Annotated in this window: 26 protein-coding genes; 14 read left to right on the forward strand and 12 right to left on the reverse strand. The window is 65.5% G+C overall.

The annotated features are described in order from the left end of the window. The 3 genes from ACK41X_RS12910 to ACK41X_RS12920 all read left to right on the forward strand — a co-directional run. Positions 1-505 (forward strand): Hpt domain-containing protein (locus ACK41X_RS12910; protein WP_409723704.1); only part of this gene is annotated, 505 nt, incomplete at its 5' end. A gap of 79 nt (positions 506-584) precedes the next feature. Next, positions 585-785: a hypothetical protein gene (locus ACK41X_RS12915; protein WP_409723706.1), complete on the forward strand. Its 201-nt coding sequence runs from the start codon at positions 585-587 to the stop codon at positions 783-785. After that, positions 786-980: a ribbon-helix-helix domain-containing protein gene (locus ACK41X_RS12920; protein WP_409723708.1), complete on the forward strand. Its 195-nt coding sequence runs from the start codon at positions 786-788 to the stop codon at positions 978-980. Positions 981-1,019: 39 nt separating this feature from the next. Here the strand turns inward: ACK41X_RS12920 and ACK41X_RS12925 are convergent, their stop codons facing one another. Together ACK41X_RS12925 and ACK41X_RS12930 are read right to left on the reverse strand one after the other, a co-directional pair. Next, positions 1,020-2,195 (reverse strand): DUF2336 domain-containing protein, encoded by a 1,176-nt coding sequence (locus ACK41X_RS12925; RefSeq protein WP_409723710.1) that lies wholly within the window; start codon positions 2,193-2,195, stop codon positions 1,020-1,022. A gap of 167 nt (positions 2,196-2,362) precedes the next feature. Next, positions 2,363-3,547, reverse strand: a complete 1,185-nt coding sequence (locus ACK41X_RS12930; RefSeq protein ID WP_409723712.1) for a lytic transglycosylase domain-containing protein — start codon at positions 3,545-3,547, stop codon at positions 2,363-2,365. A 133-nt stretch (positions 3,548-3,680) separates the two neighbouring features. On the opposite strand from ACK41X_RS12930, the gene ACK41X_RS12935 reads away from it, so the two are divergent. Both ACK41X_RS12935 and ACK41X_RS12940 read left to right on the forward strand, forming a co-directional pair. Then, positions 3,681-4,160 (forward strand): MaoC family dehydratase, encoded by a 480-nt coding sequence (locus ACK41X_RS12935; protein WP_409723714.1) that lies wholly within the window; start codon positions 3,681-3,683, stop codon positions 4,158-4,160. A 123-nt stretch (positions 4,161-4,283) separates the two neighbouring features. Continuing rightward, the gene (locus ACK41X_RS12940; protein ID WP_409723716.1) at positions 4,284-5,147 is read left to right on the forward strand and encodes an HpcH/HpaI aldolase/citrate lyase family protein; all 864 of its coding nucleotides are present in this window, start codon (positions 4,284-4,286) and stop codon (positions 5,145-5,147) included. Between the two features lie 4 nt (positions 5,148-5,151). Here ACK41X_RS12940 and hisI read toward each other — a convergent pair whose 3' ends face one another. Further along, the gene (gene hisI / locus ACK41X_RS12945; protein WP_409723718.1) at positions 5,152-5,580 is read right to left on the reverse strand and encodes a phosphoribosyl-AMP cyclohydrolase; all 429 of its coding nucleotides are present in this window, start codon (positions 5,578-5,580) and stop codon (positions 5,152-5,154) included. A gap of 134 nt (positions 5,581-5,714) precedes the next feature. Beyond that, the gene (gene folE / locus ACK41X_RS12950; RefSeq protein ID WP_409723720.1) at positions 5,715-6,377 is read right to left on the reverse strand and encodes a GTP cyclohydrolase I FolE; all 663 of its coding nucleotides are present in this window, start codon (positions 6,375-6,377) and stop codon (positions 5,715-5,717) included. A 173-nt stretch (positions 6,378-6,550) separates the two neighbouring features. Between folE and ACK41X_RS12955 the strand changes: the two genes are divergently transcribed. Further along, complete coding sequence (locus ACK41X_RS12955) at positions 6,551-7,006, forward strand: iron-sulfur cluster assembly scaffold protein (protein WP_409723722.1); 456 nt, start codon at positions 6,551-6,553, stop codon at positions 7,004-7,006. Positions 7,007-7,042: 36 nt separating this feature from the next. On the opposite strand, the gene ACK41X_RS12960 is transcribed toward ACK41X_RS12955, so the two are convergent. Continuing rightward, positions 7,043-8,320: a hypothetical protein gene (locus tag ACK41X_RS12960; RefSeq protein WP_409723724.1), complete on the reverse strand. Its 1,278-nt coding sequence runs from the start codon at positions 8,318-8,320 to the stop codon at positions 7,043-7,045. 230 nt (positions 8,321-8,550) lie between these two features. On the opposite strand from ACK41X_RS12960, the gene yidD reads away from it, so the two are divergent. Further along, on the forward strand, positions 8,551-8,916 hold the full coding sequence (gene yidD / locus ACK41X_RS12965; RefSeq protein ID WP_409723726.1) for a membrane protein insertion efficiency factor YidD: 366 nt from the start codon (positions 8,551-8,553) through the stop codon (positions 8,914-8,916). On the opposite strand, the gene ACK41X_RS12970 is transcribed toward yidD, so the two are convergent. From ACK41X_RS12970 to ACK41X_RS12980, 3 genes are all read right to left on the reverse strand, one after another. Beyond that, positions 8,865-9,773 carry a sulfite oxidase heme-binding subunit YedZ gene (locus ACK41X_RS12970; protein WP_409723728.1) on the reverse strand — a complete coding sequence of 303 codons (909 nt, stop codon included), beginning with the start codon at positions 9,771-9,773 and terminating at the stop codon, positions 8,865-8,867. The genes yidD and ACK41X_RS12970 overlap by 52 nt on opposite strands. A gap of 79 nt (positions 9,774-9,852) precedes the next feature. Beyond that, positions 9,853-11,997, reverse strand: coding sequence for an ATP-binding protein (locus tag ACK41X_RS12975; RefSeq protein WP_409723730.1), 2,145 nt, complete (start codon positions 11,995-11,997; stop codon positions 9,853-9,855). A 133-nt stretch (positions 11,998-12,130) separates the two neighbouring features. Continuing rightward, positions 12,131-13,423: a hypothetical protein gene (locus ACK41X_RS12980; protein WP_409723733.1), complete on the reverse strand. Its 1,293-nt coding sequence runs from the start codon at positions 13,421-13,423 to the stop codon at positions 12,131-12,133. 435 nt (positions 13,424-13,858) lie between these two features. Here ACK41X_RS12980 and thrS point away from each other — a divergent pair, with 435 nt between their 5' ends. From thrS to ACK41X_RS13000, 4 genes are all read left to right on the forward strand, one after another. Next, a complete protein-coding gene (thrS, locus tag ACK41X_RS12985; protein WP_409723735.1) occupies positions 13,859-15,880 on the forward strand; it encodes a threonine--tRNA ligase in 2,022 nt (673 codons plus the stop codon). Next, entirely contained in the window at positions 15,880-16,686 is an 807-nt protein-coding gene (locus ACK41X_RS12990; protein ID WP_409723737.1) for an SDR family NAD(P)-dependent oxidoreductase, read from the forward strand. Before thrS ends, ACK41X_RS12990 begins: the two co-directional genes overlap by 1 nt. A gap of 94 nt (positions 16,687-16,780) precedes the next feature. Beyond that, positions 16,781-17,788 (forward strand): hypothetical protein, encoded by a 1,008-nt coding sequence (locus ACK41X_RS12995; protein WP_409723740.1) that lies wholly within the window; start codon positions 16,781-16,783, stop codon positions 17,786-17,788. Positions 17,789-17,796: 8 nt separating this feature from the next. After that, the gene (locus tag ACK41X_RS13000; protein WP_409723743.1) at positions 17,797-18,021 is read left to right on the forward strand and encodes a hypothetical protein; all 225 of its coding nucleotides are present in this window, start codon (positions 17,797-17,799) and stop codon (positions 18,019-18,021) included. Between the two features lie 37 nt (positions 18,022-18,058). On the opposite strand, the gene ACK41X_RS13005 is transcribed toward ACK41X_RS13000, so the two are convergent. Further along, entirely contained in the window at positions 18,059-19,096 is a 1,038-nt protein-coding gene (locus ACK41X_RS13005; protein ID WP_409723746.1) for a cytochrome-c peroxidase, read from the reverse strand. 47 nt (positions 19,097-19,143) lie between these two features. Next, entirely contained in the window at positions 19,144-20,172 is a 1,029-nt protein-coding gene (locus ACK41X_RS13010) for a hypothetical protein (RefSeq protein ID WP_409723749.1), read from the reverse strand. 138 nt (positions 20,173-20,310) lie between these two features. Between ACK41X_RS13010 and ACK41X_RS13015 the strand changes: the two genes are divergently transcribed. The 3 genes from ACK41X_RS13015 (at position 20,311) to ACK41X_RS13025 (ending at position 22,590) form a co-directional block, all read left to right on the forward strand. Beyond that, a complete protein-coding gene (locus tag ACK41X_RS13015; RefSeq protein WP_409723752.1) occupies positions 20,311-20,880 on the forward strand; it encodes a nitroreductase in 570 nt (189 codons plus the stop codon). A gap of 3 nt (positions 20,881-20,883) precedes the next feature. Continuing rightward, positions 20,884-21,489, forward strand: coding sequence for a flavin reductase family protein (locus ACK41X_RS13020; protein ID WP_409723754.1), 606 nt, complete (start codon positions 20,884-20,886; stop codon positions 21,487-21,489). Positions 21,490-21,591: 102 nt separating this feature from the next. Beyond that, positions 21,592-22,590 (forward strand): patatin-like phospholipase family protein, encoded by a 999-nt coding sequence (locus ACK41X_RS13025; protein ID WP_409723757.1) that lies wholly within the window; start codon positions 21,592-21,594, stop codon positions 22,588-22,590. Positions 22,591-22,619: 29 nt separating this feature from the next. Here the strand turns inward: ACK41X_RS13025 and ACK41X_RS13030 are convergent, their stop codons facing one another. Both ACK41X_RS13030 and ACK41X_RS13035 read right to left on the reverse strand, forming a co-directional pair. Beyond that, positions 22,620-23,051 carry a CBS domain-containing protein gene (locus tag ACK41X_RS13030; protein ID WP_409723759.1) on the reverse strand — a complete coding sequence of 144 codons (432 nt, stop codon included), beginning with the start codon at positions 23,049-23,051 and terminating at the stop codon, positions 22,620-22,622. Between the two features lie 143 nt (positions 23,052-23,194). Continuing rightward, a complete protein-coding gene (locus ACK41X_RS13035) occupies positions 23,195-23,938 on the reverse strand; it encodes a rhomboid family intramembrane serine protease (protein ID WP_409723762.1) in 744 nt (247 codons plus the stop codon). Positions 23,939-24,009 lie beyond the last annotated feature (71 nt).

The following is a 24,009-nucleotide window of genomic DNA, read 5'->3' on the forward strand; positions in this document are numbered from 1 at the left end:
ACACGAGCTCCGGCAACTACGACGGGAGGGAACAACACCAAACCCCCCCCCCCCCCCCACCCCCCCCGATCCGCTGACGCGCGCCGAGGCCGCGCTCGAACAATTGTCCGGGGAATTCGGCGGCTGGATGACGGCGGAATGCGAACGGCTCGACGAGGCGCGCCACCGCGTCAAAAATGCCGGCCTGACGAAATCCAATCTCGACCTGCTGTTTCGCGCCGCCCATGACATCAAGGGCGGCGCGGCGACCTTTGGATATCCGCTCGCCGCAGCGGCCGCCGAAAGCCTGTGCCGGGTGCTTGAACATACCCCCGACCGCAACCGGATCCCGGTTTCGCTGATCGACCAGCATGTCGATGCGATCCGCGCCATCGTGCGCGAATATGCCCGGCCCGACATCCACGATGTGGCCACCGCCCTGTCGCGCAAATTGCGCCAGGTCTCCGACGAGTTTCTGGTGCACGAGAATAGAGGCCGGCCGGATTATCTCGACGGTCTGCTTTGAAAGCGCGCGGGGCCTTGGGGTCGGCCGGAACAAGCTGCGGCCACGGTGCGTTCTTTGGCGAACGGCACAGGAGGGACCCATGCAAGGCAACGGCGAGGAGCGCTACGCGCTTGCGCTCGGTCAGGCGGTGATCAAGTGCTGGGGAGAACTGCCGCAAGAGGTGCAGCAGCGGCTGTTTGAGGACGCGGTGATCGCCGGCCATCACTCCGAGCGCGACGAATCGTTACGCGAACAGCTCGCAGTGTTCCTGCATTCCCATCATCCCCGGACCGAGCGATAAATGCCGCGCAAGCTGATTGCGTTTCACGGCGAGGATCTGCGCGCGCTGACCGAGCTTGCCGAGGACCGCGCCACCACGCTGCAGGAATTGATCGACGAGGCGGTCCGCGACCTGCTGAAGAAACACGGCAAGCCGACCGATCTGAGGGCAGCGTTGCAGGAAAGCGCGAAGCCACCGCGCACGCGGCTTCGCTGAGCGGCCCGCAGGCGAGCGTCCGCACGAAACACGCTGCCGTCAGGCCGCGATCATCCGCCGCTCCGGCTCCGGCAGCGCGCCCTCCACCAGATCCTCGCAGAACATCCGCGCCTCCTCGCGCGCGGCTTCGGTGGCAAACCGCCGCAGCAGCATCAAAAGCGGCGCGATCTCGGCCGCATCCGTACCGGCGCAACGCGTCAGGACGCGTTCGATCATCCGCCGCTTGAGCCGCGCCGAACCCGCAATATCGCCGAGGAAGCCGTCCTCCTGCATGGTCGCGATCGCTTCGCGGAAAGCCGGATAGGCGCTCGCCGGAAGACCGGCCTTGTCGTAGAGCGCGCGAAACCCGGCGCTGCGCCCGTCATGCACCAGCCGCGACACCCGCGACAGCGGCACGCCGGACAGATCGGCCAGTGCTTCCTCGAACATCGTCACGTTACCAGACAGGAGCGCGCGCAGGACCAGACCGGCGGTGAGCTGTCCGCTTTCGCGCAGATGCCGGATCAGCGGCCGGACTTCCTCGGTCGCGGTCTGCGCGGCAAGCGCAACCGTCGCCTTTTCGCAGGCTTCCTTGACAACGCGGCGCGCGCGGTCCTCACTCAGCCAGTCGCGGGCAACGACAAAACTGGCGAGCGTCTCCGACAGTTTGGCGACCAGCGCCTGACGCGTCGCGACCGACAGACCCTCGCCCGCCAGCAAAACCTCGCGGATCGGCGCCAGATGTCCGAACCGTTCGACGATACGGTCGATCGAGAAGGATGCGATTTCGGCGTCCTGATTCTCCAGAAGTTCGAGACAGGCCTCGGCGGTGCCGACTTCGGCGATCGCGGCGGACACAGAGCGCGGCAGAAGCGCGCGCCGCGCAATCGCGCATTGCGCCTGCTTGCCCTGGGTCGCCACCGCATCGACCAGATCGGCATCGACCAGGAGCGGCGAACGCTCCAGCACCATCGACGCGATTTCGGGCTGATCCGCCGCGAGGGCATAGATGACAGAAGCGGGCGCATATTCGCTCGGCGCCAGCACCTCGGCGAGCGCGCTCCGAACCAGCGGCGACGGATCGTCGAGCAGCATGGTCATCGCGCCTTCGGCGGCGGCGAGATCGTCGTCGGAGAGATCGGCGTAGAGATAGGCGCGGGCCAGTGCGCCGGTCGCCTCGGCTCGTTCGCCGGCGGGGGCACTACGCAACCAAAAGAGAAACTGTCTGACGATCATCTCTGGCTCAAAACGCTGACACGACGACGTCCCCGCCGGCTTGATCACAATCGTACCGCGCGGCCCTTAACAAAGGGTTCACCATAAATCTTTGCGATTATTGCTGGAGTTTTAACGCGCGAGGAACTCGCCGCAGATGTGTGTGACGGACGGCCCGCCGGCTGCCGCTAGCCCCGCACGCCGTGGGTGAACAGCGAGCGCACGTCGGGCCTCATATCCTGGAAGAGACCAAGACTGCCGGCGCCGGGCTCTGCGGCCTGGGCCGCCGGCACGGCCTGTGCGACCGAGACCGCCTGCGCGGTCTGCGCGCTGCGCGCGTTCTGCGCCGCCTCTTCGGCTGGCTGCGGGCGCGCCCGCCGCTGCAGATCGGCGGCGATATGACGTGCCTGCTCCTGCTGCACGGTGCGGGTGCGGCTTTGCGGCGCCCAGAGTTCGGCGACGGCAGACGAGACCGGCTGGCGGCCCGCTGCCCGATAAGGATTGTGGAAGGTCCGCTCTCCGGGCACCGGGCGTTGCGCCACGGCGTGCGGGGCGGCCGGCGGGACCGCTGCCGGCTGGGCATAGCCTGCGGGCTGGTTCAGGGCGACGCTCTGCACCGCGGTCGCACGGCTCGCGGTATCGACGACCTGATAGGCGCGCGCCACCCGCGCGGTTTCCCCGACAAAGGCCGCACTGGGTGCTGCGTCCGCTATATTGATACGTGCGACCCGCGATGCCGCGACATCGTAACGGCCCGAGAGGTTGCGCGTGACCTCGGCAAAGTTGCGCGCGCGCCCGGACTTGTCGAAGAAGATCGAGCGGTTGGCCTTGGCCGCCGCAGGGAACGAATGCGCGGCAACCGCGCCCGGATTATTCTCTGCCGCCGTGATCAACCGCGCCGCGCCGGTCGCACCCATGAAGTGCGCCATGTATAATTCGCCGTCGCTCGGCGCGCGGCCGAGCTTGTTGGTCAGGTGCCTGGCGTTGGAATTGGTGAAGACGCCAGCCATCAGCGCGTTGGCGGTCGGATCCTGTCGCAGCGCCATGATCTCGCGGCGCATCGCCGGGTCGGAGACGACATAGCGTCCGTCGCCGGTCCGCGTGATGGCGTCGGCATAGCGCGAATAGCCCAGCAGCGGCCCGGCCTCCTTCAGGGTGCCGAGCCAGGTACGGTCGATGAACTGGAACAGGCCGCCGGCCGATGAGGTCTTGGCCGCGGCGTTCGGATTGAGGTTCGACTCAACCTTGGCGGTGGCCAGCAGATAGCCGAAGCTCGCGCCGGTGACCTCCGACGCCTTGCGGATCGCTGCGGTGACCGACGTTGCCCCTGACGCCCCTGTCGCTCCCGCCGCGGTAATGGCTTCGCCCGCCATGCTGCTGCGTTTCCTTTCCGGTCTCTCGGCTGCGCCTGCCTGTTCCGGACCGTCGCGACTGTGACGAATTATGGTAAACGGACTCTTAATGGGAACCGCCGCGTCGCGGCCGGCGAGGTTGGAGGAAGTGTCAATGAATGAGCCACAGCGTCATCCGCGCGGCGGACTTTACTTCGAGGATTTCGAGGTCGGCCGGACCTACGAGCACCGCTATTACCGGACCGTCACGCAGATGGACAACATGCTGTTCTCCAACATGACGCTCAATCCGCAGCCCCTGCATATCGACCGGCATTTCTGCGCCACCGAGACCGAATGGGGCCAGCCGCTGATGAATTCCCTGTTCACGCTCGGGCTGATGATCGGCATGTCGGTCTCCGACATCTCCACCGGTACCACCATCGCCAATCTCGGCATGCAGGAGACCCGCTTCCCGCATCCGGTTTTCGAGAACGACACCCTGCATTCCTCGACCGAAATTATCGGCAAGCGCGAATCCAAATCGCGGCCCAATGCCGGCATCGTCGAACTGCACCACCGCTGCTTCAACCAGGACGGCAAGCTGGTCGCCGAGTGCAAGCGCCAGGCTTTCATCAAGAAGCGGCCGGTGTGAGGTGTCATTCCGGGGCGCTTGCCGAAGGCAGGCGAACCCGGAATCCATGCCCACCACAGGCAGTATGGATTCCGGGCCTCCCGCGCTTCGCTCGGTCGCCCGGAATGACGGAGAACAAGAATCATGCGCTCGCTCCTTTTCGTCCCTGGCGATTCCGAGAAGAAGCTCGAGAATGGAGTGTCGAGCGGCGCCGACGCGCTGATCGTCGATCTGGAGGATTCGGTCGCGGCGGACCGCAAGCCTGCGGCGCGCGACATCGCACGCGCGTTCCTGCAAAGCGCAAAGCGCGGCGCGCAGAAGCTGCTGGTCCGCGTCAATGCGCTCGATACCGGGCTGACGGACGACGACCTCGACGCCATCGTACCCGGCAGGCCCGACGCGATCATGCTGCCGAAGGCCGCCGGTGGCGTCTCGGTGACGCATCTGCACGCCAAGCTCGACGCGCGCGAAGCGCTCGCCGGATTGCCGGATAGCGAGATCGCAATTGTGGCGCTTGCGACCGAGACTGCGGCCTCTCTTTTCACCACCGGCACCTATGCCGGTTCGAGTTCCCGCCTTGCCGCGCTCACCTGGGGTGCGGAGGATCTTTCGGCCGAACTCGGCGCCGAGGCCAATCGCGACGAGAGCGGCCGCTTTCTCGATCCCTACCGCCTCGCCCGCGCGCTCTGCCTCGCAGGCGCCGCTGCCGCAGGCGTGCCCGCGATCGACACCGTCTATGTCGATTTCCGGAACGATGCGGGGCTGCGCCGCGAATGCGAGGAGGCGCGCCGCGACGGGTTCACCGCCAAGATGGCGATCCATCCGGCGCAGGTCGCGGTCATCAACGAGGTGTTCACGCCGTCGCCCGACGCCATCGCCCATGCGCGGAGCATCGTGGCCGCTTTCGAGGCCCAGCCTGGCGCAGGAGTCGTCGGCATCGGCGGCAAGATGTACGACCGCCCGCATCTGATGCGGGCGAACATCCTGCTCGGGCGGGTGAAATCGTGACGCGCTACTTGCTGTAGGCCGCCTTCGGATCGAACGCCCTGTCGGCGTCGCGGAATTCCAGCCGCACCTCCCCGCTCTGGCCGAGCGGCACCGCACGGTAGAAGCACGAGCGCCGCCCGGTATGGCAGGCACCCGGCCCCGTCTGCTCCACCCGGAGCCACACGGCGTCCTGATCGCAATCGACCCGGATTTCGACCACGCGCTGGGTGTGACCTGACTCTTCCCCCTTGCGCCAAAGCTTGCGGCGCGAGCGGCTGTAATAATGCGCCTCGCCCGAGGCGATGGTCTTCGCCAGCGCCTCGTCATTCATGTGCGCGACCATCAGCAATTCGCCGGTCGCGGCATCGGTCGCAACCGCGGTGACGAGGCCCGCGGCGTCGAATGTGGGGGAGAGTTCAAGGCCCTCCTCAAGTCCGGTTTTGTCGGTCGTCATCGGCTGGCCAAGAAAAATGTCGCGCTCGTCGCCGCGAGGGCGGGGATCGAGCGCAGGTTGCGCCACGTGGATAGACTGTAACGGGATTCCCGCTTTCGCGGGAATGACCGGGATTTGGCGTTGCGCCTTTTCGACTAACGCTGGCCCGAACGGATCGCGGTGAGGAAACGCACCTGCTCGTTCGGATCGTCGCGGAATGTGCCGCGGAACTGCGTGGTCACGGTCAGCGCGCCGGGCTTGGTCACGCCGCGGATCGACATGCACATGTGCTCGGCCTCGATCATCACCGCGACGCCCTTGGGTTTGAGGATTTCCTCGATCGCGGCCACGATCTGCGCGTTCATATGCTCCTGGGTCTGCAGGCGATGCGCATAGACATCGACGAGCCGCGCCAGCTTCGACAGCCCGACCACCCGGTCGACCGGGCGATAGGCCACATGCACCTTGCCGAAGAACGGCATGATGTGGTGTTCGCAATGCGAATTGAAGGTGATGTCGCGCACCAGCACGAAATCGTCATAGGCCGCGCCTTCGGCGAAGGTCTTGTCGAGCACGTCGGCCGCGGATTCGAAATAGCCGCGGAACATCTCGTCATAGGCGTCGACCACGCGCTTGGGCGTCTCCAGCACGCCCTCGCGGGCCGGATCGTCGCCGGCATAGGCGATCAGGATACGGACCGCTTCCTCCGCCTGCTCGCGGCTCGGACGGTTGGCGGAGGGCTCGGCGCGCCCAAGGTCGGAGAGCGGCTGGGAAGGCGCCGAGGGATGCTTCGGCCAGGGCTTCACGATTGCGTCCATGGTCTCTCCGTTCGACCGGCGCGCGCCGGGGGCGCTTCAAGCCGGGATGTCGCCGGGCCGGCCGCGCCGCCCGTCTCCTCCCGGGCTTGGACGCCGCATTCCCGACGCCCTATATAGTCGGTTGCCCGACCAAGACAAATACGCTTTCCCGATCCGAACCATCGGCTCCGTTCATGCTCAACGACGTTTATAATACCCGGATTCTGGAGCTGGCAGGCTCGATTCCCCGGATCGGACGCCTGCCGGACGCGCATGGCAGCGCCACCGCCCATTCCAAATTGTGCGGGTCCACGGTCACCGTGGACTTGAAAATGGACGGCGACACCGTGGTCGACTTCGCCCATGACGTGAAGGCCTGCGCGCTTGGCCAGGCCTCCTCCTCGATCATGGCCCGCAATGTGATCGGCGCGGATGCCGGGGAATTGCGCGCCCTGCGCGAGTCGGTCCGCCGCATGCTCAAGGAAAACGGCGCCCCGCCGGACGGCAAATGGGCCGATATCGCAGTGCTGGAACCGGTGCGCGACTACAAGGCGCGCCACGCCTCGACCATGCTGACCTTCGATGCCGTGGTGTCGGCGATCGAGCAGATCGAGAAAAAGCGCGCCGCCGCGGTGGAAGCTGCCGAATAGCCTGCGTCAGCCGGCATAGCCGCAAGCAGCCGGCGGTCACCGCGCGCCGGCCTGCAATCCCGCGTGCTCGGCCCGGCCGGGCCGCTGCGTGCAGCTTGACAGGAACGGCGCCAGGCTCGCGGCGGCGCCGGCATTGCCAATACGGATCACGGCAACATCGCTCTCGCCCGATACGGTTTCGATCACGATCGAGCGCATGGCCGATTGCGCAAAACTCTTGAGCATGTCGGCTGTCACGATTCCGCCTGCCGAAAACGTCGTCTCGGCCGGGCTGTCCGCAGGCCGCATCCCGGCAGGCTTCAGCGGCACGATGGTGTTCAACAACCGCAACGCGACGCTGCGCTGCGGCCCGGTCACGGCGCCGTCGGTGCCGCGCCGGGTTTCCTTGTAGAGCAAGTCGAATTCGCCGCTCTTTTCGCCGCACGCAAAGCTGAGTTCGATGGTGCCGCGGTGCTCGCCTTCGACAGTCAAAGGATGCCGGCGCGTGAGGACGGTCCCGTCCGTGCGTTCGGCCATGACCCATCCGCGATCGCGCGGCGCGTCAAAGCTGATGCGCTTGACCGGCAGCGGCGCAGAGGTGGCGTCTGCCGGAGGCTGCTGCGGCAAGGCGCGCGCGTCGGTGACGTCGGAATTGTCGACATTCATCCGCCGCATCTCGTCGCGCGTGAGCACGCGCATCGGCTCCCAGGGCGGTATGCGAAGCGACAATTCCAGCAACTCGACACTGCCGCCCATTTCGATGGTGTATTGGGCGAGCTTGCCGATATCGCGCTGCACCAGCACAAGATCTTCGGCGCTGTAGCTGGCGGCGGCGGCGTCGTCCCTGCGGTCGCCGAGCCAGATCTGATGGACGCGCACCCGCGCCTCGGCCGGTACGATCCGCTTGGTACCCGCCAGCAGGAGGAAGGCGCACATCGATTCACAATCGGCGCGGGACACAATGGTGGCCGCGCGCGAATCCGCAGCTCCCCTGACCGGAACAGCGCGCCCAACCGTGGTGGTCATCTCGAGTTTGCGGATGGCGCGGCCAAGCGCGATCGCGCCATGCACGGATCCGCCCTCGGAATTCAGAACGATGGTGGCGCCGCGCAGGGGATGTCTGGCGGCGAACAGTTCGAAGTCGCGGACCGTGTCGGCCCGGATCATCCCGGTCGCAGCGATGAAGGTCCGGCACGCTGCGCCACAATTGCCGGTTTCCTGATGCAGCGTAAACCGCATCGGTGCCGAACGGGCCGGATCACTTTCGGCGACCGGTGCGGCAAACGAAACGAAAAGGCATCCCAGTGCCACCGCACCCAACTGGCGCAGCTTCATGAAACTCCCCCGGTTACCCGGCCGCCCCGTACCGTTATGGCCCCGGCGTGTTCTCCGCCGGTGAAGCAGGACCGCCCGTCACCCTGATGTAATTTTTAATATGCGACCCGGATTCGCGTCCAGAAGAGAGTGCTGCACTGCGAGGTAAATTTGTCGTCCTGGTGTCGCGTTGGAACCTCGCCGGAAGTTCCTTTTCCGTGCGATTTCTGGGACGATTGACGATGACGCCCATGCCCGATCGCAGAATCCTGGAACCCGGCTCCGGATCGAATCTCGTGCGGTGTGTCCGCAACGCACCACGCAGCGCCGGCCGTGCGCTGATCCGTGCGTACCGCTATACGCTGTCGCCATTGATCGGATTTCACTGCCGGCACCTGCCGACCTGTTCCGAATTCGGCGATGAAGCCCTGCAACGGCACGGCCTGTGGGCGGGTGGATGGATGACGCTCGGGCGGCTGTGCCGCTGTCATCCTTACGGAACCTCGGGGCTCGATTTCGTGCCGCCGGAAAAGCCGGGTGAGGCGCGCTGGTATCTGCCGTGGCGTTATGCGCGCTGGCGCTCGACCAACGAAACGCCGCCACTGGCCGGAACCTGACGGGCGGCACCGTTCGCGGGGCCGCGTGCATCGGGAAAGCGCGAGCGCACCAGGTCGAGCAGACAGACCGCAAGTCCGGCGCCGAGCACGTACCAGCCCGGCCGGATCGCCAGATCGACGTCGAACACCGTGCGCAGCACTGTCATCGGCGACACCTTGTACCAGAGCGCGATGCCGATCGCTTCGCCAAGGAAGGTTGCGAGCGCGACAAACAGCGTCATCACAAGGAGCGTCAGCGTCGACAGATCCTTCCCCCGCCAAGCCGCCACGCCCCGATAAACCATCAGCCAGCCGAACAGGCCGCTGATGGTCGCCGGCAAGGTGAAGTCCGCCTTGGTCTGCTGGAAGAAATGCACCAGCGACAGGAGCGCCACGACATAGGTCGCCTGGTGGACGCGCCGCCAGCGCAGCGCACCAAGCCGTTTCACCATCCTATCGTTCGAGGTGACGGCAAGCGCCAGCAGGCCGAGCCACGCGATCAGGCCAATGGTGAGATAAAGCCGCTTCACGATTTCGAGGCCGACCTTGACGAGATCAAAGCGCTCGTCGGCAATGTAGAGCAAAATATGCAGCGTCGCATAGACGAAGGCGCCGACACCGATCATGCGCCTTATATCGATCAGACCGGAAAATCGTCCGGTGTGGCGCAGGGGCGTGATCGCCAGCGCGACCAGCATGAAGATCAGCGCCCAATAGCCCGTGCGATGCACGAGATCGTTGAGCAGCCGCGGCGCGAGCTTGTGCGACAGCCAGGCATCGGCCGCGAGCGCCACCGGCACCAGCAGAAAAAGGAGCGCAGCAATCCGCAAGGCGGAGATGCGCCCGCGGCGGTCGCGCCAGAGCTGCTGAGCGGTCATCGGGTGTCCGCCTATCACACCACGCCATAGCGGCGAAGCATGGTATCGATCGCTGACGCGGATGTGACCGCGCTTTGCGTTATCCGGCCGCCACGCGCCGCGGCCGGGACGGTTGCCCGGCCTCGGTCGCCGCGGAGACCGCCTTTTTCAGCTCGGCGATGTCGTAGGGCTTGCGAACGACCGGCAGGCCGCGCGGCAAAGGCTTGTCGCCCGCATTGTAATAGCCGGTGGTCAGCACCACCGGCAGACCGGGATAGTCCTTGCCGATGCGATGCGCGAGTTCCACGCCATTCATGCCGCCGGGCATCACCACGTCGGAGAAGACGAGATCGAAGCGCTCTCCGCTGGCCAGCACGTCGAGCGCGGTCTGCGCGCTGGCGACCCGCGTCACCTGATAACCAAGTTCGTTGAGAAGTGCGGTTGCGATATCGGCAACTTCGGTATTGTCCTCGACGACGAGAACCGAACCGGCCGCGACCGGAGCGTCGTCTCCGATGCGCAGCGGGGCCGAACGCTGCGGCGCCTCATGCGAGCGCGGCAGATAAAGCGTGAAGACCGTGCCCTGCCCGACACTGCTCGACACCGTCACGGTGCCGCCGCTTTGCTTGGCAAAGCCATAGACCTGGCTGAGGCCGAGCCCCGTGCCCTTTCCGACATCCTTTGTGGTGAAGAAGGGCTCGAAAATCCGGCCGACGATCTCGCGCGGAATACCGCATCCGGTATCGGACACCGACAGTGCGATGAAGTCGCCGGCGAGCTTGTCATGGGCTGCATCCCCGCGCAGCCGCACCGGCCGCACCGTGATCTCGATCGTCCCGCCCTTGGGCATGGCGTCGCGGGCATTGACCGCGAGATTGAGCAGGGCGAGTTCAAGCTCGCTCTGGTCGACGCGCACCGGCGCTATGGTTGCGGGCACGTCGATGCGGATGTCGATGTCGCCGCGCAGCGAGGGACCAAGAAGCGAGCGGATATCGCGCACGCGCTCGGCCAGATCGATCACCGCGGGCGTGAGATTCTGCTTGCGCGAGAAGGTCAGGAGCTGGCGCACCAGCGTTTCGCCGCGCTGCGAGGCGGTGTCGATCATCTCCAGCTTGCGCAAGAGTTTCGGGTCGGAGAGATCGCGGCGCAGCCGGTGCACATTGCCCTTCACGATCATCAGAATGTTGTTGAAGTCGTGCGCGACGCCGCCGGTCAATTGTCCGATCGCCTCCATCCGCTGGGCCTGACGCAGCGCATCTTCGGCGGCGACGCGCCGCGACGCTTCCTGGTAGAGACGGCGGGTCCGCTCCAGCGCAATCCAGATCGCGCCCAGCAGCAGCGCGGTGACCGGCAGCCCGAACAGGAGATAGCCGGCGATGGTGCGCAGCCATTCGGCGCGGACCGCCGACGTTTCGGTTCCCGCGATCACATAAACCGGAAGGTCCGGCAATTTCTTCCAGGCGATGCGCCGCTCCACGCCGTCGGCGGCCGACACCCGGGTCAGGAATCCGCCGCCCGGACTGGCGCGCATCGGCCCGGTGACCGGCGTGGTCATCGGCCGCGCTGCATTGGGACCGAAAGCGGGATGGCGTGCCAGCACCGCGCCGTCCTCGCGCACCAGTGCGGCATAGCCGCCCGGATAGGCCGATTGCAGCTTGCCGAAGAATTGCTCGAAATAGCTCGGCCGGATCGAGAGCTGGATCACGCCGCGAAAGCGGCCATCCGGCCGCGGACGCGCCCGGCTGACGCTGAAAAAGTCCTCCCCCGGATAGGGATCGCGCGGCCGCAGCACTTCCCCGACGAATAGCTGTTCGTCCCATCCAAGATGCGCACGGAAATAGTCGCGGTCGGCAAAGTTGAGGCCCGGCGGTTGCGGAAATGCGAGAGAATTCACCAATGCGCTGCCGTCGGGCCCGAACACCCAGAGCGACTTGAATTGCGGCATCGTCCGGACCAGCCGGTTGAGCCGGCCGTGCAGGTGCGCCTCGTCGGCGACAATCTCGGCATCCGACATGCCGCGCACGATCTCGTTGGTCTCGGAGATGCTGCGCTCGATGGTCTCAAACACCTTGAGCGCATGTTCCTGCAGGATATTGACGGTCCGCTCGAGCCGCTCGTCTGCGACATGTGCGGTGTCGCGATAATTGGCCACCGCCAGGAACACGAACAGGACGATCGGCAGCACCACCGCGGCCAGCATGGCGAGCCGCAGCGACCGGATGGCAGAATGTCGGGCTATGTCCATCAGGGTCCGGGCGGCGATCAAGCGGCGGCGCCGGCGGTGGGCCAGGCTGAACCGGCCCGGCCGCCTCTACAGCGAGCGCCGGGCGACAACGCCGAAGGTTCACGAGTGTTCCAACGCCGACCAATTTTTTTGATCAGAACCGGCCGCAGCCTTTCGGCCCGCCACCCAGCGCTTCGGCGAGCCCTTTTGTCGACAGCCGGGTTTCGCGGATGAAGGGGCCCCGCTCCTCGCGCAGCACGATGGCCTCGCTCGACGCCGCCCGGGCCAGCGCATCGGTCGCCACCGGTTGCACCCGCAATTCGGTTGCCGCGTCGGCCCGCCGACCCTCGTGGAACGTCAGACTGAAGGCCTCCCCGGCCGACATCCGCAGGGCCAGCTCAGCACCCGTCTCATAGGCCGGCAACTCGCGCCGAACGGTGATGAACGGACGCTGGCCCGGCGTACAATCGATGCCGATGGTCGTGGTCCGGTGCTCCTCGCGCCCGTCGCGGGACAGCTGGGTCAGCGACTTCACCACCGTGAATTTTGCGTCCGGCAGCGGAATACGCAGCCATGGCGTCTCGTAGGACGGCCCCGGCATGACGCCATGCCGTTGCAGCTCGTCGCGGCTCAGCCAATGCACACGGTCATGGGGCGTCTTGCGGGCCACGTCGATCAGCGCCGGATCGACGCCAGCCAGGACCACATATTGCTTGAGCAGGTCGTAGGACTGGCCCTCGGCCTCCCGGCTGGCGGCGGCGCTGACATCGACCCGCGCTCCGCCTGGCGCGGGCCGCGGGACCAGCCGGCTGGCATGCACCCCGAATTTGGCGCCGGGACCGATCAGCCGGGTCGAGGCCCCGATCAGCGCATAGCCGCATCCGGAGGCGCAGATGCCGTTCTCGACCTTGAGCCTCGCCGGCAGCACGCGCCCCGACGCCATGCGCTTGCGGCAGGCGGCATCCGCCCGCGGCCGCTCCCGGCAGCCGTCGGGAATGGTCTGGCCGATGCCCGCGGTCATGCGCCGCTCGCGCAGCACATTGCCGGTTGCGATCGAGGGCTGCAATTCGCCGCCTGGCGAATGAAAGAAGATCGGCAGATTGCGATGCGCCGGGACGTTAAGGAACGCGCTCAGGCGCTCATGGACCTGTGGATCGAACGTGCCTTCGGCGCCGATCCAGGTGTCGCAGCCCGGACCGCAGGCATCCGGCCCGCCCTTGGCGACGAAGAAGATCATCGGCTCGTGCTTGAAGGCATTGCGCGATTTCGGCGCGGAATTTGGCGCGGACCGCGTTGAAGGCTTTGCGCTCGGCTTTGGGCTTGGCTTGGCGCTTGGCCTGGCGCCTTGCTGCGTGCCCGGCTTGACGCCCGGAGCGGCCGGCTGCGCAAGCGCCGGGTGCGGCAGGAGCAAGGCGGCAACAAACAGGGGGAGCAGGCGGGCGATCATGCGCGGCACATCCGGGTCAGGCCGAGCTTACAGCCAGTCATGGCGGAAGCGCGGCATATCGCAGTGATCTGGCATTGGCCCGGCCAAGCGCCATGCGGCAAAATCCCGCGAACGGAATTGGGATCGTGTCCCCCCTAAGCCGCCATCCGCCGTGGTCCTTTGCGCCCATCCCGCCCGATTCAACAGGCGCCTCACCAGCTGCTCATGCGTTCTCGCCATCGCGACCGAGGCCAAGGGCTTGGCTGAGAGCCCATGGCCTCTGGCCGAGGACAGACATGTGAACCGAGGCGCCGTGCGCCCGCGCCGGCCCAGCAACGGGGCCGGGCAGAGCTCTGTGTCTGCAAACCAATTGCCCTCCCCGCTTCGCCTGCTATATCCCGGTCTTCACATCGCTTACCCGCGCTCGTTCGCGGGAGTGAGCAACCGGAGACCAAAATGGCCGAAGCCGGCATCGCGGGCGCCTCGCCCGCATCCCACACCGTGACCCTCTCCTTCCCCGACGGCGCCCGCCGGGAATTTCCGCAAGGGATTTCCGGCCTCGAGATTGCCAAGAGCATCTCGCCCTCGCTCGCAAAGCGCACCGTTGCGATGGCGCTCGATGGCGAAGTCATGGATCTCGCCGATCCGATCGTCAGGGACGCGAAGATCGAATTTATCAATCGCGACGACCCGCGCGCGCTGGAACTGATCCGGCACGATTGCGCGCATGTTCTGGCGGAAGCTGTGCAATCGCTCTGGCCCGGCACCCAGGTCACCATCGGCCCGGTGATCGAGAACGGTTTCTATTACGACTTCTTCCGCAACCAGCCGTTCACCCCGGAAGACCTGCCGCTCATCGAAAAGAAAATGCGCGAGATCATCGCGCGCGACAAGCCGTTCACCAAGGAGGTGTGGTCGCGCGACGAGGCTAAGCGCGTGTTCCGCGACATGGGCGAGACCTTCAAGGTCGAGCTGGTCGATGCGATTCCGGAAGACCAGCAGATCAAGATCTACAAGCAGGGCGACTGGTTCGATCTGTGCCGCGGCCCGCACATGACCTCGACCGGCAAGATCGGCAATGCCTTCAAGCTGATGAAGGTGGCGGGCGCCTATTGGCGCGGCGATTCAAACCGCGAGATGCTGTCGCGCATTTACGGCACCGCCTTCGCGAAACAGGAAGAGCTGGACGATTACCTGCACCGCATGGAAGAGGCCGAGAAACGCGATCACCGCAAGCTCGGCCGCGAGATGGATCTGTTCCATTTCCAGGAAGAGGGTCCCGGCACGGTGTTCTGGCATCCGGCCGGCTGGACCATGTTCCAGGAAATCGTCGCCTATATGCGCCGCCGCCTGAAGGGCGATTACGCCGAGGTGAACGCGCCGCAATTGCTCGACAAGTCGCTGTGGGAGACCTCCGGCCACTGGGGCTGGTTCCGCGAAAACATGTTCATGGCGAAATCGGCGGGCGATCACACCGACGACGAGCGCGTCTTCGCGATCAAGCCGATGAACTGCCCCGGCCATATCCAGATCTTCAAGCACGGCCTGCGCTCATATCGAGAGTTGCCGCTGCGGCTCGCCGAATTCGGCATCGTGCATCGCTACGAGCCGTCCGGCGCACTGCACGGACTGATGCGGGTGCGCGCCTTCACCCAGGACGACGCCCATGTGTTCTGCACGCCGGAGCAGATGGCGGAGGAATGCCTCAAGATCAACGATCTGATCCTGTCAACTTACGCCGATTTCGGTTTCGAGGGCGAGATGACGGTGAAGCTCTCGACCCGCCCCGAGCAGCGCGTCGGCTCCGATGAGGCCTGGGATCACGCCGAAAACATCATGCAGGATGTGCTGAAGCAGATCGAGGTCAGGAGCGGGAACGGCAAGATCAAAACTGCGATCAATCCGGGCGAAGGCGCGTTCTACGGACCGAAATTCGAATATGTGCTGCGCGATGCCATCGGCCGAGACTGGCAATGCGGCACCACGCAGGTCGATTTCAACCTGCCGGAACGGTTCGAGGCCTTCTATATCGCACCCGACGGATCGAAGCAGATTCCGGTGATGATTCATCGCGCCATCTGCGGCTCGATGGAGCGCTTCCTCGGTGTGGTGCTGGAGCATTATGCCGGCCACCTGCCGCTCTGGCTCGCGCCGAAACAGGCGGTGATCTGCACCATCGTGTCCGATGCCGACGACTACGCCGCAGAGATGGCGCGCATGGCGACCGCGATGGGACTTCGGGTTTCGACCGACCTGCGCAACGAGAAAATCAATTACAAGGTGCGCGAGCATTCGCTTGCGAAAGTCCCGGCGCTGCTGGTGGTCGGCAAGAAGGAAGCCGCCGAACGCACGGTCTCGATCCGCCGTCTCGGCAAGGAGGGCCAGCAGGTGATGCCGCTCGATCAGGCGCTTGCCATGCTCGCCGACGAAGCCATGCCGCCGGACCTGCGGCGCGCCAAGCTCGCCAGGGCGGCGTGATGTCGGTCGAGCTGTTCAGGCTCGACGGGAAAGTGGCGCTGGTCACCGGTGCCGGTTCGGGCCTTGGCCGCGAGATGGCGATCGGACTTGCGGAAGCCGGCGCCGACGTGATCTGCGCCGATCGCGACAAGGGCTGGGTGACCGAGACGGTCTCGATCATCCAGAGCGGCGGCGGCAAGGCCTCGCGGATTTTATTCGATGTCACCCGCGAAGAGGAGATCGCCCATCTCGGCCGCGCGGTGAAGTCTTCGCACGGCAAGCTCGACGTGCTGGTCAACAATGCCGGGGTGGCGCCGTATCCCAAGCGGCTGCATGAGGTCGACACCGCGGACTGGAGGCGGGTCATCGACGTCAACCTGCACGGCCCCTTTCTGGTGACGCGCGCGGTGCTCCCGCTGATGCTGGAGGCAGGCGCGGGCTCGATCATCAACATCGCCTCCCTGATCGGGCTGGGCGGTTTTTATCCGGGCTTCCCGGTGTCGGGCGCCGCCTATGCCGCGACCAAAGCCGGCCTTTCCGGCCTGACCAGACAGATCGCAGCGGAATATGCCAGGGACAAGATCCGCGCCAACGCGATCGCGCCGGGCTGGCAGGGTGCAGGCACAAGGCTTGCCGACCATTTCAAGGACAAGTGGAGCGCGCAGGATAAAGAGCGCTTTGAGCAGGCGATCATGGCCGGCACCCCGATGGGCCGGCGCGGCGACGCGAAGGAATTGCGCGGGCTGGTCATCTATCTCGCCAGCGATGCGTCGAGCTACGTCACCGGCCAGGTCATCGCCCATGACGGCGGCTGGACTGCGGTGTGACCGGAAGCCGGAGCAGTCCTCCAATATCTTAATTATATACATTGCGGATATATGCAATCTATGATTGCATGACGATCTCCGGGAGGGCGATCGCATGCACATCGAATCCGTTCGCGCACTCAAGCAGGAAATCGCCGCGGACGTGGTGCCGCCGGCGGTCGCCGCCATCGAGCGCGCCGGCGGCTTTTCCATCACCACGTTCTCGCTCGACAAGCAGACCAGGGCGCGGCCGCTTCTGGCACTCGGGGTCGCGCCCGGCACCAGGAAGACCGATGTCCGGCTTGCTGTGCGGCTTCAGCGGCATTCGCTGGAGCGTTCCGAGACCCTGCTCGACACCATCCGCAAGCGGGCCCGCGACGAGGTAGACATCCGCTTTGTGGGACGCATCGCCAAGCATGCCGGTCCATGGTACCGGTCGCGCTTGCGACCTGTGCGGCCCGGCGGATCGACCGGGCATTTCCGCATCACCGCCGGCACCATCGGCGCCTTCGCGCAGGAGAAAAAGTCGGGCAAGATCGTCATCCTGAGCAACAATCACGTTCTCGCCAACGAGAACGACGCGAAAGCCGGCGAGGCCATCCTGCAACCCGGAAACTACGACAACGGGAAGCGGCCGAAAGACGCGATTGCGACCCTTGCCAAATGGGTGGACCTGAAGCCGAACGGCAAAAATCAGATGGATGCGGCGATCGCCGTGCTCAAGAAGGGCGTGGATTGCGACCCGCTGAATTACGATGCCCTCGGAACCTTGGCGGGTGTGCGTACGGAGCCAATTCTGCAGCCGATTGCGGTGTCAAAAGTCGGCCGCACCACGGGGCTCACGCGCGGCCGCATCACGGCCACCGAACTCGACGATGTCGCGGTGTCATACGATGTCGGATCGATATCGTTCGACGACCAGATCGAGATCGAATCCACCGGAAGCGGACCGTTCAGTTCCGGGGGCGATTCCGGCTCGCTGATCCTGGACGAAAACATGAATGCGTGCGGTCTTTTGTTCGCCGGAAGTGAGACCGGCGGGTCCAACAACCGGGGCCTCACCTACGCAAATCCGATCGCACCGGTTCTGAGCAAGCTCGCAATCGTGCTGCCGGTCCCCTAAATTGGGGCATGGACAACGACAAGCTGAATGCGGTCAGGCGGGCCAAGAAGCGCTTCGCCGAGATCGTTCCAAAGGACGTGGAGGTGGCCGGCATCGGCATCGCCATGACCCAAGGCGATCCGGCGCTCAAGGTGAATTTGCGCAAGCAGCCCTCGAATCCGGACGCGCTGCCGCGAACCGTGGATGGCGTTCCGGTCATCTACGATGTCGTGGGCACGATCGTTCCGCGTTAAGTCCCGGGCCGGCTCATTGTCGGGCCGTCCGGCGAGGTCAGCGATAAACGGCGTCCGCTGTCAGCGTGTGCAGGAAGGCGACCAGGTCGTCGCGCTCCTGTTCGCTCAGATCGAACGGATTGATCATCGGCGAGCGGCTCGGCCTGTCGATGCCGCCTTTGGTGTAGAGATCGATCACATCGCGCAGCGTCGCGGCGCTGCCATCGTGCAGATAGGGCGCGCGCAGCGCCACCGATCGCAGCGTCGGAGTCTTGAAGGCGAATTGCATGCGCGGATCGTGCTTGAGCGCGGCACCGCGTCCGCGATCTTTCGTGGCGATACCCACATCGTGGAAAGCATCGTCGGTGAAGCGCCAGCCGTGATGGCAGCCGGCGCAGGCTGCTTCAGTGTGAAACAGCACGAAGCCGCGCTTCGCAGCGTCCGAGATCGCGGTTTCGTCGCCTTCGACCCAGCGGTCGAACGGGGCGATCCCCGGCTCGATGCTGCGCTGAAAGGCGGCCAGCGCGATAACCACATTGTCCAGATTGATCGGGCGGCCGGGCAGTGCCGTGGCGAATTTGGATACATACCGGTCATCGCTGCGCAGGCGCGCGACAATGTCGTCCACCTTCACCTCGTTGGGTGTGGCGAACATCGACATCGACCCGGTCCCGATCGAGGCGACGCCTTGCGCTTCGAGTGTGGCGTGCTGTCCGTCCCAGTCGAAGGGCGGACGGGCATGACCGATGCCGAGCAGGGTCTGTGTCTTGCGCTGCGTCGGCCGCCCGGAATCGGTGATGCTGCGTGACTCGTTTGCCGCAAATCCGAGTTCGGGCCGGTGGCAGGACGCGCAGGCCGTCTTGCCCGAGGCGGAGATGACCGGATCGAAGAACAGGTCGCGGCCGAGTGCGACCAGCGCCGGATTGTCCGGCGGACGCAGTGGCGGGCGCCGGTATTCGGCTTTCATCCGCGCGATGTCGGGCGCGACCATGGTGTCCAAAGCACGCGCGTCCGGGGCGCGCGCGTCTGAAGCGGCAAGATCTCCGAGCGGCAGAGCCACGAAAAGCCCGACAAGACAAGCAAGCGAACGACGCAAAGCCGCCTCCGGATCGCCTCACCTTCCCGGCGTTGCGCAAGCCTCGATCATCGTGCAACGACCTCGATTTCGCGATCGACGCCCGGCGTCACGTTGAAGTCGTGCTGGAAAGACCGGCCTTCGTTCCGGGCGATCACGCGATAGTCGCCCTCCGCCAGCACGACGCGCGGAAAGGCGCCGATCGATTCCTTGATGACGTCGCCGCCCGGCGTCAGCACCGACCATTGCGTATTGGCGAGCGCCTCTCCGCCGCCGGTCGCAACGAGCTTGAGCGTGACAATGGCAGCCCTGTGATTGACGGTGACATCGGTGACCCTTGCCGCCTGCACGCGGATGTCGGAGCGCACCACGGCATTGCCGTCGCCGTAATGGGAGACGATGTGATAGGTGCCCTCCGGCACCAGCAGCACCTCGCCGGTCAGCACATTCTGGCGCACCGGGCGCTTGTCGCCTTGCTCGAACTGGCTGCCGCGGAAAATGTCGAAGTGAATTTGCGAGGGCGGGATGCGTGCATCCCCGACCCTGCCCTCGATCCGGATGCCGCCCGCGGGGAGTTCAAAAACTTCGCGAACGGTTTCCGTCCGCAATTGCACCTTCTTGAGCGTATGCGCGTGCCCCATCGTGGCATGCACGATGTAGCTGCCGGGCGGCAGGAACAGCATCGGCGAGGCTGACTTGTCTTCGCGGATCGGCCGCATGGCGCCCGTCGCATCGGGCCGGTCGGGGAAGATTCGCCAGACGATGCCGCCTGGTACCTGCGGCAGATCGCGCCCGAATCGTGCGCTGAGATAAAGCGCCACCTGCCCCGCAGGGACCACCGGGGCAAGCGCCGGCTGTGGCACGGGTGCCGAGGGTGCCCGCTCCACCTGCGGCGGCGCCGGCAGCGGCGCGACCGGCACCGGAATCGGCGCCGGCGGCCGCAGCACATCGGACGGCCCCGGCGCTGCACGATTGCCCGGCGGCGCGAGATTCTGCGGCTCGCCCATTGCCGGGCCGACGGGCGCCGTCGTTCCGGTAAACGGCTGCGATTGCGAGGCGAAGCCACTGCACACAAGAAGCGCGACGGCAAACGCCATCCGCGCTCCAACACTGCCGGCTGTCGCTCCCCTCGCTCTCATGGTGTCAGGTTTTCGGCGCAAATCGCGGCGAATTCAAGCCTGCGCCCCCGCATCCGGCGATTGTATGAACAAGCGCTCCTGTGCTAGCCGCAACCTATGCCCGACGCCCTGACGCTTCTCACCACCCGCCGTTCCGTCAAGCCGATTGAGATGACCGGTCCGGCACCGTCCGCTGCCGACATCGATACGATCCTGACGATTGCGTCGCGGGTACCCGACCACGGCAAGCTCACGCCGTGGCGCTTCATCCTGTTCGAGGGCGAGGCACGGACCAAAGCCGGCGAGATCATCGCCGAAGCGTTTCAGGCGGACCGGCCGGATGCAACGGCCGACCAGGTCGCCTTCGAGCGCAATCGGCTGGCCCGCGCCCCACTGGTCGTCGCGGTGGTCAGCCGCGCAGCTGCACATGCCAAGATTCCGGAATGGGAGCAGGTGCTCTCGGCGGGCGCCGCCACCATGAACCTTGTGACCGCGGCCCATGCGCTCGGCTATGCCGCAAACTGGATCACGGAATGGTATGCCTACGATCCACGCATCCTGCGCGCGATGGGGCTGTCCGAGCACGAACGCATCGCAGGCTTCGTCCATATCGGCATGCCGGCGCGCCCGCCGGAAGACCGGCCCCGACCGGAGCTATCGCAGATTGTCACGCGGTTCGGCGCATAGCGGATGTTCTACGACGCCCGCAGGAACGATCACGGACTGCCGCGCGATCCCTTCAAGGCCATTGTCGCGCCGCGGCCGATCGGCTGGATCAGTTCGATCAGCGCAGCAGGCGAGATTAATCTCGCACCCTATTCCTTCTTCAATGCGGTGGTGAGCCGCCCGCCGGTCGTCATGTTCTCCAGCGAAGGCCGCAAGGATTCGCTGGCCTTCATCCGCGAGACCGGCGAGTTCGTCTGCAATCTGGCAACCTTCGACTTGCGCGAGGCGATGAATGCGACCTCGGCCCCGTTGCCCCGCGGCGTCGACGAGATGAAGGCGGCCGGGCTCGAGGCCGCGCCGTCGCGCCTTGTCAAGCCACCGCGCGTTGCCGCCTCGCCCTGCGCGCTGGAATGCAAGCTGCTGCAGATCATGCAGCCAACCGATTTGGCCGGGCGCCTGCTCGATGCGCATGTCGTATTCGGCCAGGTGATCGGCGTGCATATCGACGACCGTTTCATCCGCGACGGCTTCCTCGATACCGCGGCGATGCGGCCGATCGCACGCGACGGTTATCACAATTATGCCGTGGTCGAATACGAATTCCGGATGCAGCGCCCGGCCGGCGCGTAAGCGGACACCCGAGGGGTTTCGGGTCCGGCGCATTTTTTCCCGATGCAGCCTCTTGTCTTGCAACAGCGATCCCGCGATTCTTTTCGCGGAGAGGATTGAACCGTGGTCTTGCAGGGTCTCATCCGCCGTTCGGTGAACGGCGACCGCGCAGCCGAAGCGACCGACGCGCAAAGCGCTGCACCGCGTCCGAGCGTCGGACTTGCGCTCGGCGGCGGCATCGCGCGCGGATTTGCGCATATCGGCATCCTCAGGGTTCTCGCGAAGCACGGCATCGAGCCGGATGTCGTGGTCGGCACCTCGATCGGAGCTGTGGTCGGCGCCTGCTACGCGGCCGGCAAGCTCGATGCGCTCGATGAATGGGCGCGGGGACTGACGACGCGCGGCGTACTCGGCTATCTGGATGTCAGCCTTGGCGGCTCCGGCCTGATCGGCGGCAACAGGCTTGCGGAACGGCTCGAAGGCACGCTCGCCGATACACTGATCGAGGAGCTGCCGAAACGTTACGCGGCGATCGCGACCGAGCTTGGCACCGGTCACGAAATCTGGCTCACGCGCGGGCGCGTCGTCGACGCGGCGCGCGCGTCTTATGCCCTGCCCGGTCTGTTTACACCGGTTCGGCTAGGCGGGCGATGGCTGGTCGATGGCGCGCTGGTCAATCCGGTGCCGGTGTCGGCCGCGCGCGCGCTCGGCGCAAGGCTCGTGATCGCAATCAACCTCAATTCCGACATGCTGGGACGCGGCGGCACGGTTTCCGACCATGGCCCGGATGATTACGACGCGCGGCTGCTCAGCGAAATGCGAACGAGGCCGGCGGGCCTGCGGCGCATTCTCAGCCCTGAATTCCTTCTCAAGCGTCAGCTGATCGGCAACAGGCGCAGCCCGAATATCGCGAGCATCATGATCGATTCTTTCAACATCATGCAGGACCGCGTGACGAGATCGCGCCTTGCCGGGGATCCACCCGACGTGATGATCGCACCGCGTACCGGCAAGATCGGGCTGTTCGACTTTCACCGCGCCAAGGAGGCGATCGAGATCGGGACACAGACTGCGGAACGGGCGATCCCCGACATCGTCGACGCGATCGCCGCGCTCACCTGAGGGCTTTGAGGATCACCGCCTGCATGTGGTCAGGCGGTCTGGATGTAGTCGCGCATCGCATCCTTTTCGAATTCCAGCTCGGTCAGACGATATTTCACCACGTCTCCGATCGAGATAATGCCGACGAGTGCGCCCTCTTCGGTCACCGGCAAATGCCTGAACTTGCCAGCCGTCATCAATTCCATGATGACCGCGACCGTGTCGTTGGGAGCGCAGGTCACAACCTTTCGGGTCATCACCTCGGTGAGCGGCAATTGCAGGGCGGCAGCGCCATGGGACGCCAAGCACCGCACGATATCGCGTTCCGAGATAATGCCGGTGATGCGGCCGCCGGCTCCGGTCACAACGAGCGCGCCGATCTTGCGCTCTGCCAGAATGTTTGCGGCCTCCGCCACTGTCGCCGTCGGCGAAACCGTTGCGACGTCACTGCCTTTGGCGGAGAGGATCGACTTGACGATCATGGGCGCCTCCCTTCGCTGCGCCAGGCCAACCGCCACGGGCGGACCCGCGCACGCAATTCTGGAACGATGTCGTTCAACGAGATTGTGGCTCAAGTGTTTCACGGCTTCGGCGGCTTGGCCAGCGCCAAGCATGCTGCGATGCATCAGGCCGCAGCGCGATCGTCGTAACGCCGAGGGCCGACCGGATCGAACCAGCTGAACAGCACAAGGCCTGCGACGAATCCGCCGACATGGGCCTGCCACGCGATCGGTTGCTCGTTACCCGTGATCGAGACGGAACCCAGCCCAAACACGAGATTGAGGCCGAACCATACCGCAAGGAAGGCCAGCACACGGGGATCGCGGAACGAATCGATGAGCGAAAGCGCCGGCACGCGATACGAGTCGTACGCGCCTCCGAAGCCCAACGGCCCGCCGCGCTGAAAGGCGAACCGCATCGCGCCCGACATCGTACCCGAGATCGCAGCGGACGCACCGATCATGGGCGCGAGCTGACCGAAATGCGTCACCAGATGGGCGACTGCACCTGCTGCCGCCGTCACCCCGCAGAAGGCCAGAAACCGCAGGGTACCCAACCGGCGCGCCAGTGGCGTTCCGAACGCCAGCAGCCACACCGCGTTGAACAGCAGATGCATCCAGTCGCCATGGAGCAACGCGTAGCTGACAAAGGTCCACATATCGGCCCCAAGTCCGCCCGGCCAGGCCATATTGCCAAGCATATTTGCGTCGTAACGCGCCGGGATGAAGGCGAAGAGCAGCAGCACCTCAATATCGGCGTTCTGCGACAACAGCCCCCGGACCAGATGAACGGCGACGAGCACTGCGAGCGTGGCAACGATCACACCGGGAATGTTGAAGATCGGTTCGCGGGCAGTGACAGGATGCATGCGGCTCTCAGGCGCCCGAAAACGGACCGATCTTGTTCTGTGGCCCGTTTCATGTTGCCGGGCGCGGGGTG

The organism is Pseudorhodoplanes sp. (genome assembly GCF_046289595.1).
Lineage (GTDB): Bacteria > Pseudomonadota > Alphaproteobacteria > Rhizobiales > Xanthobacteraceae > Pseudorhodoplanes.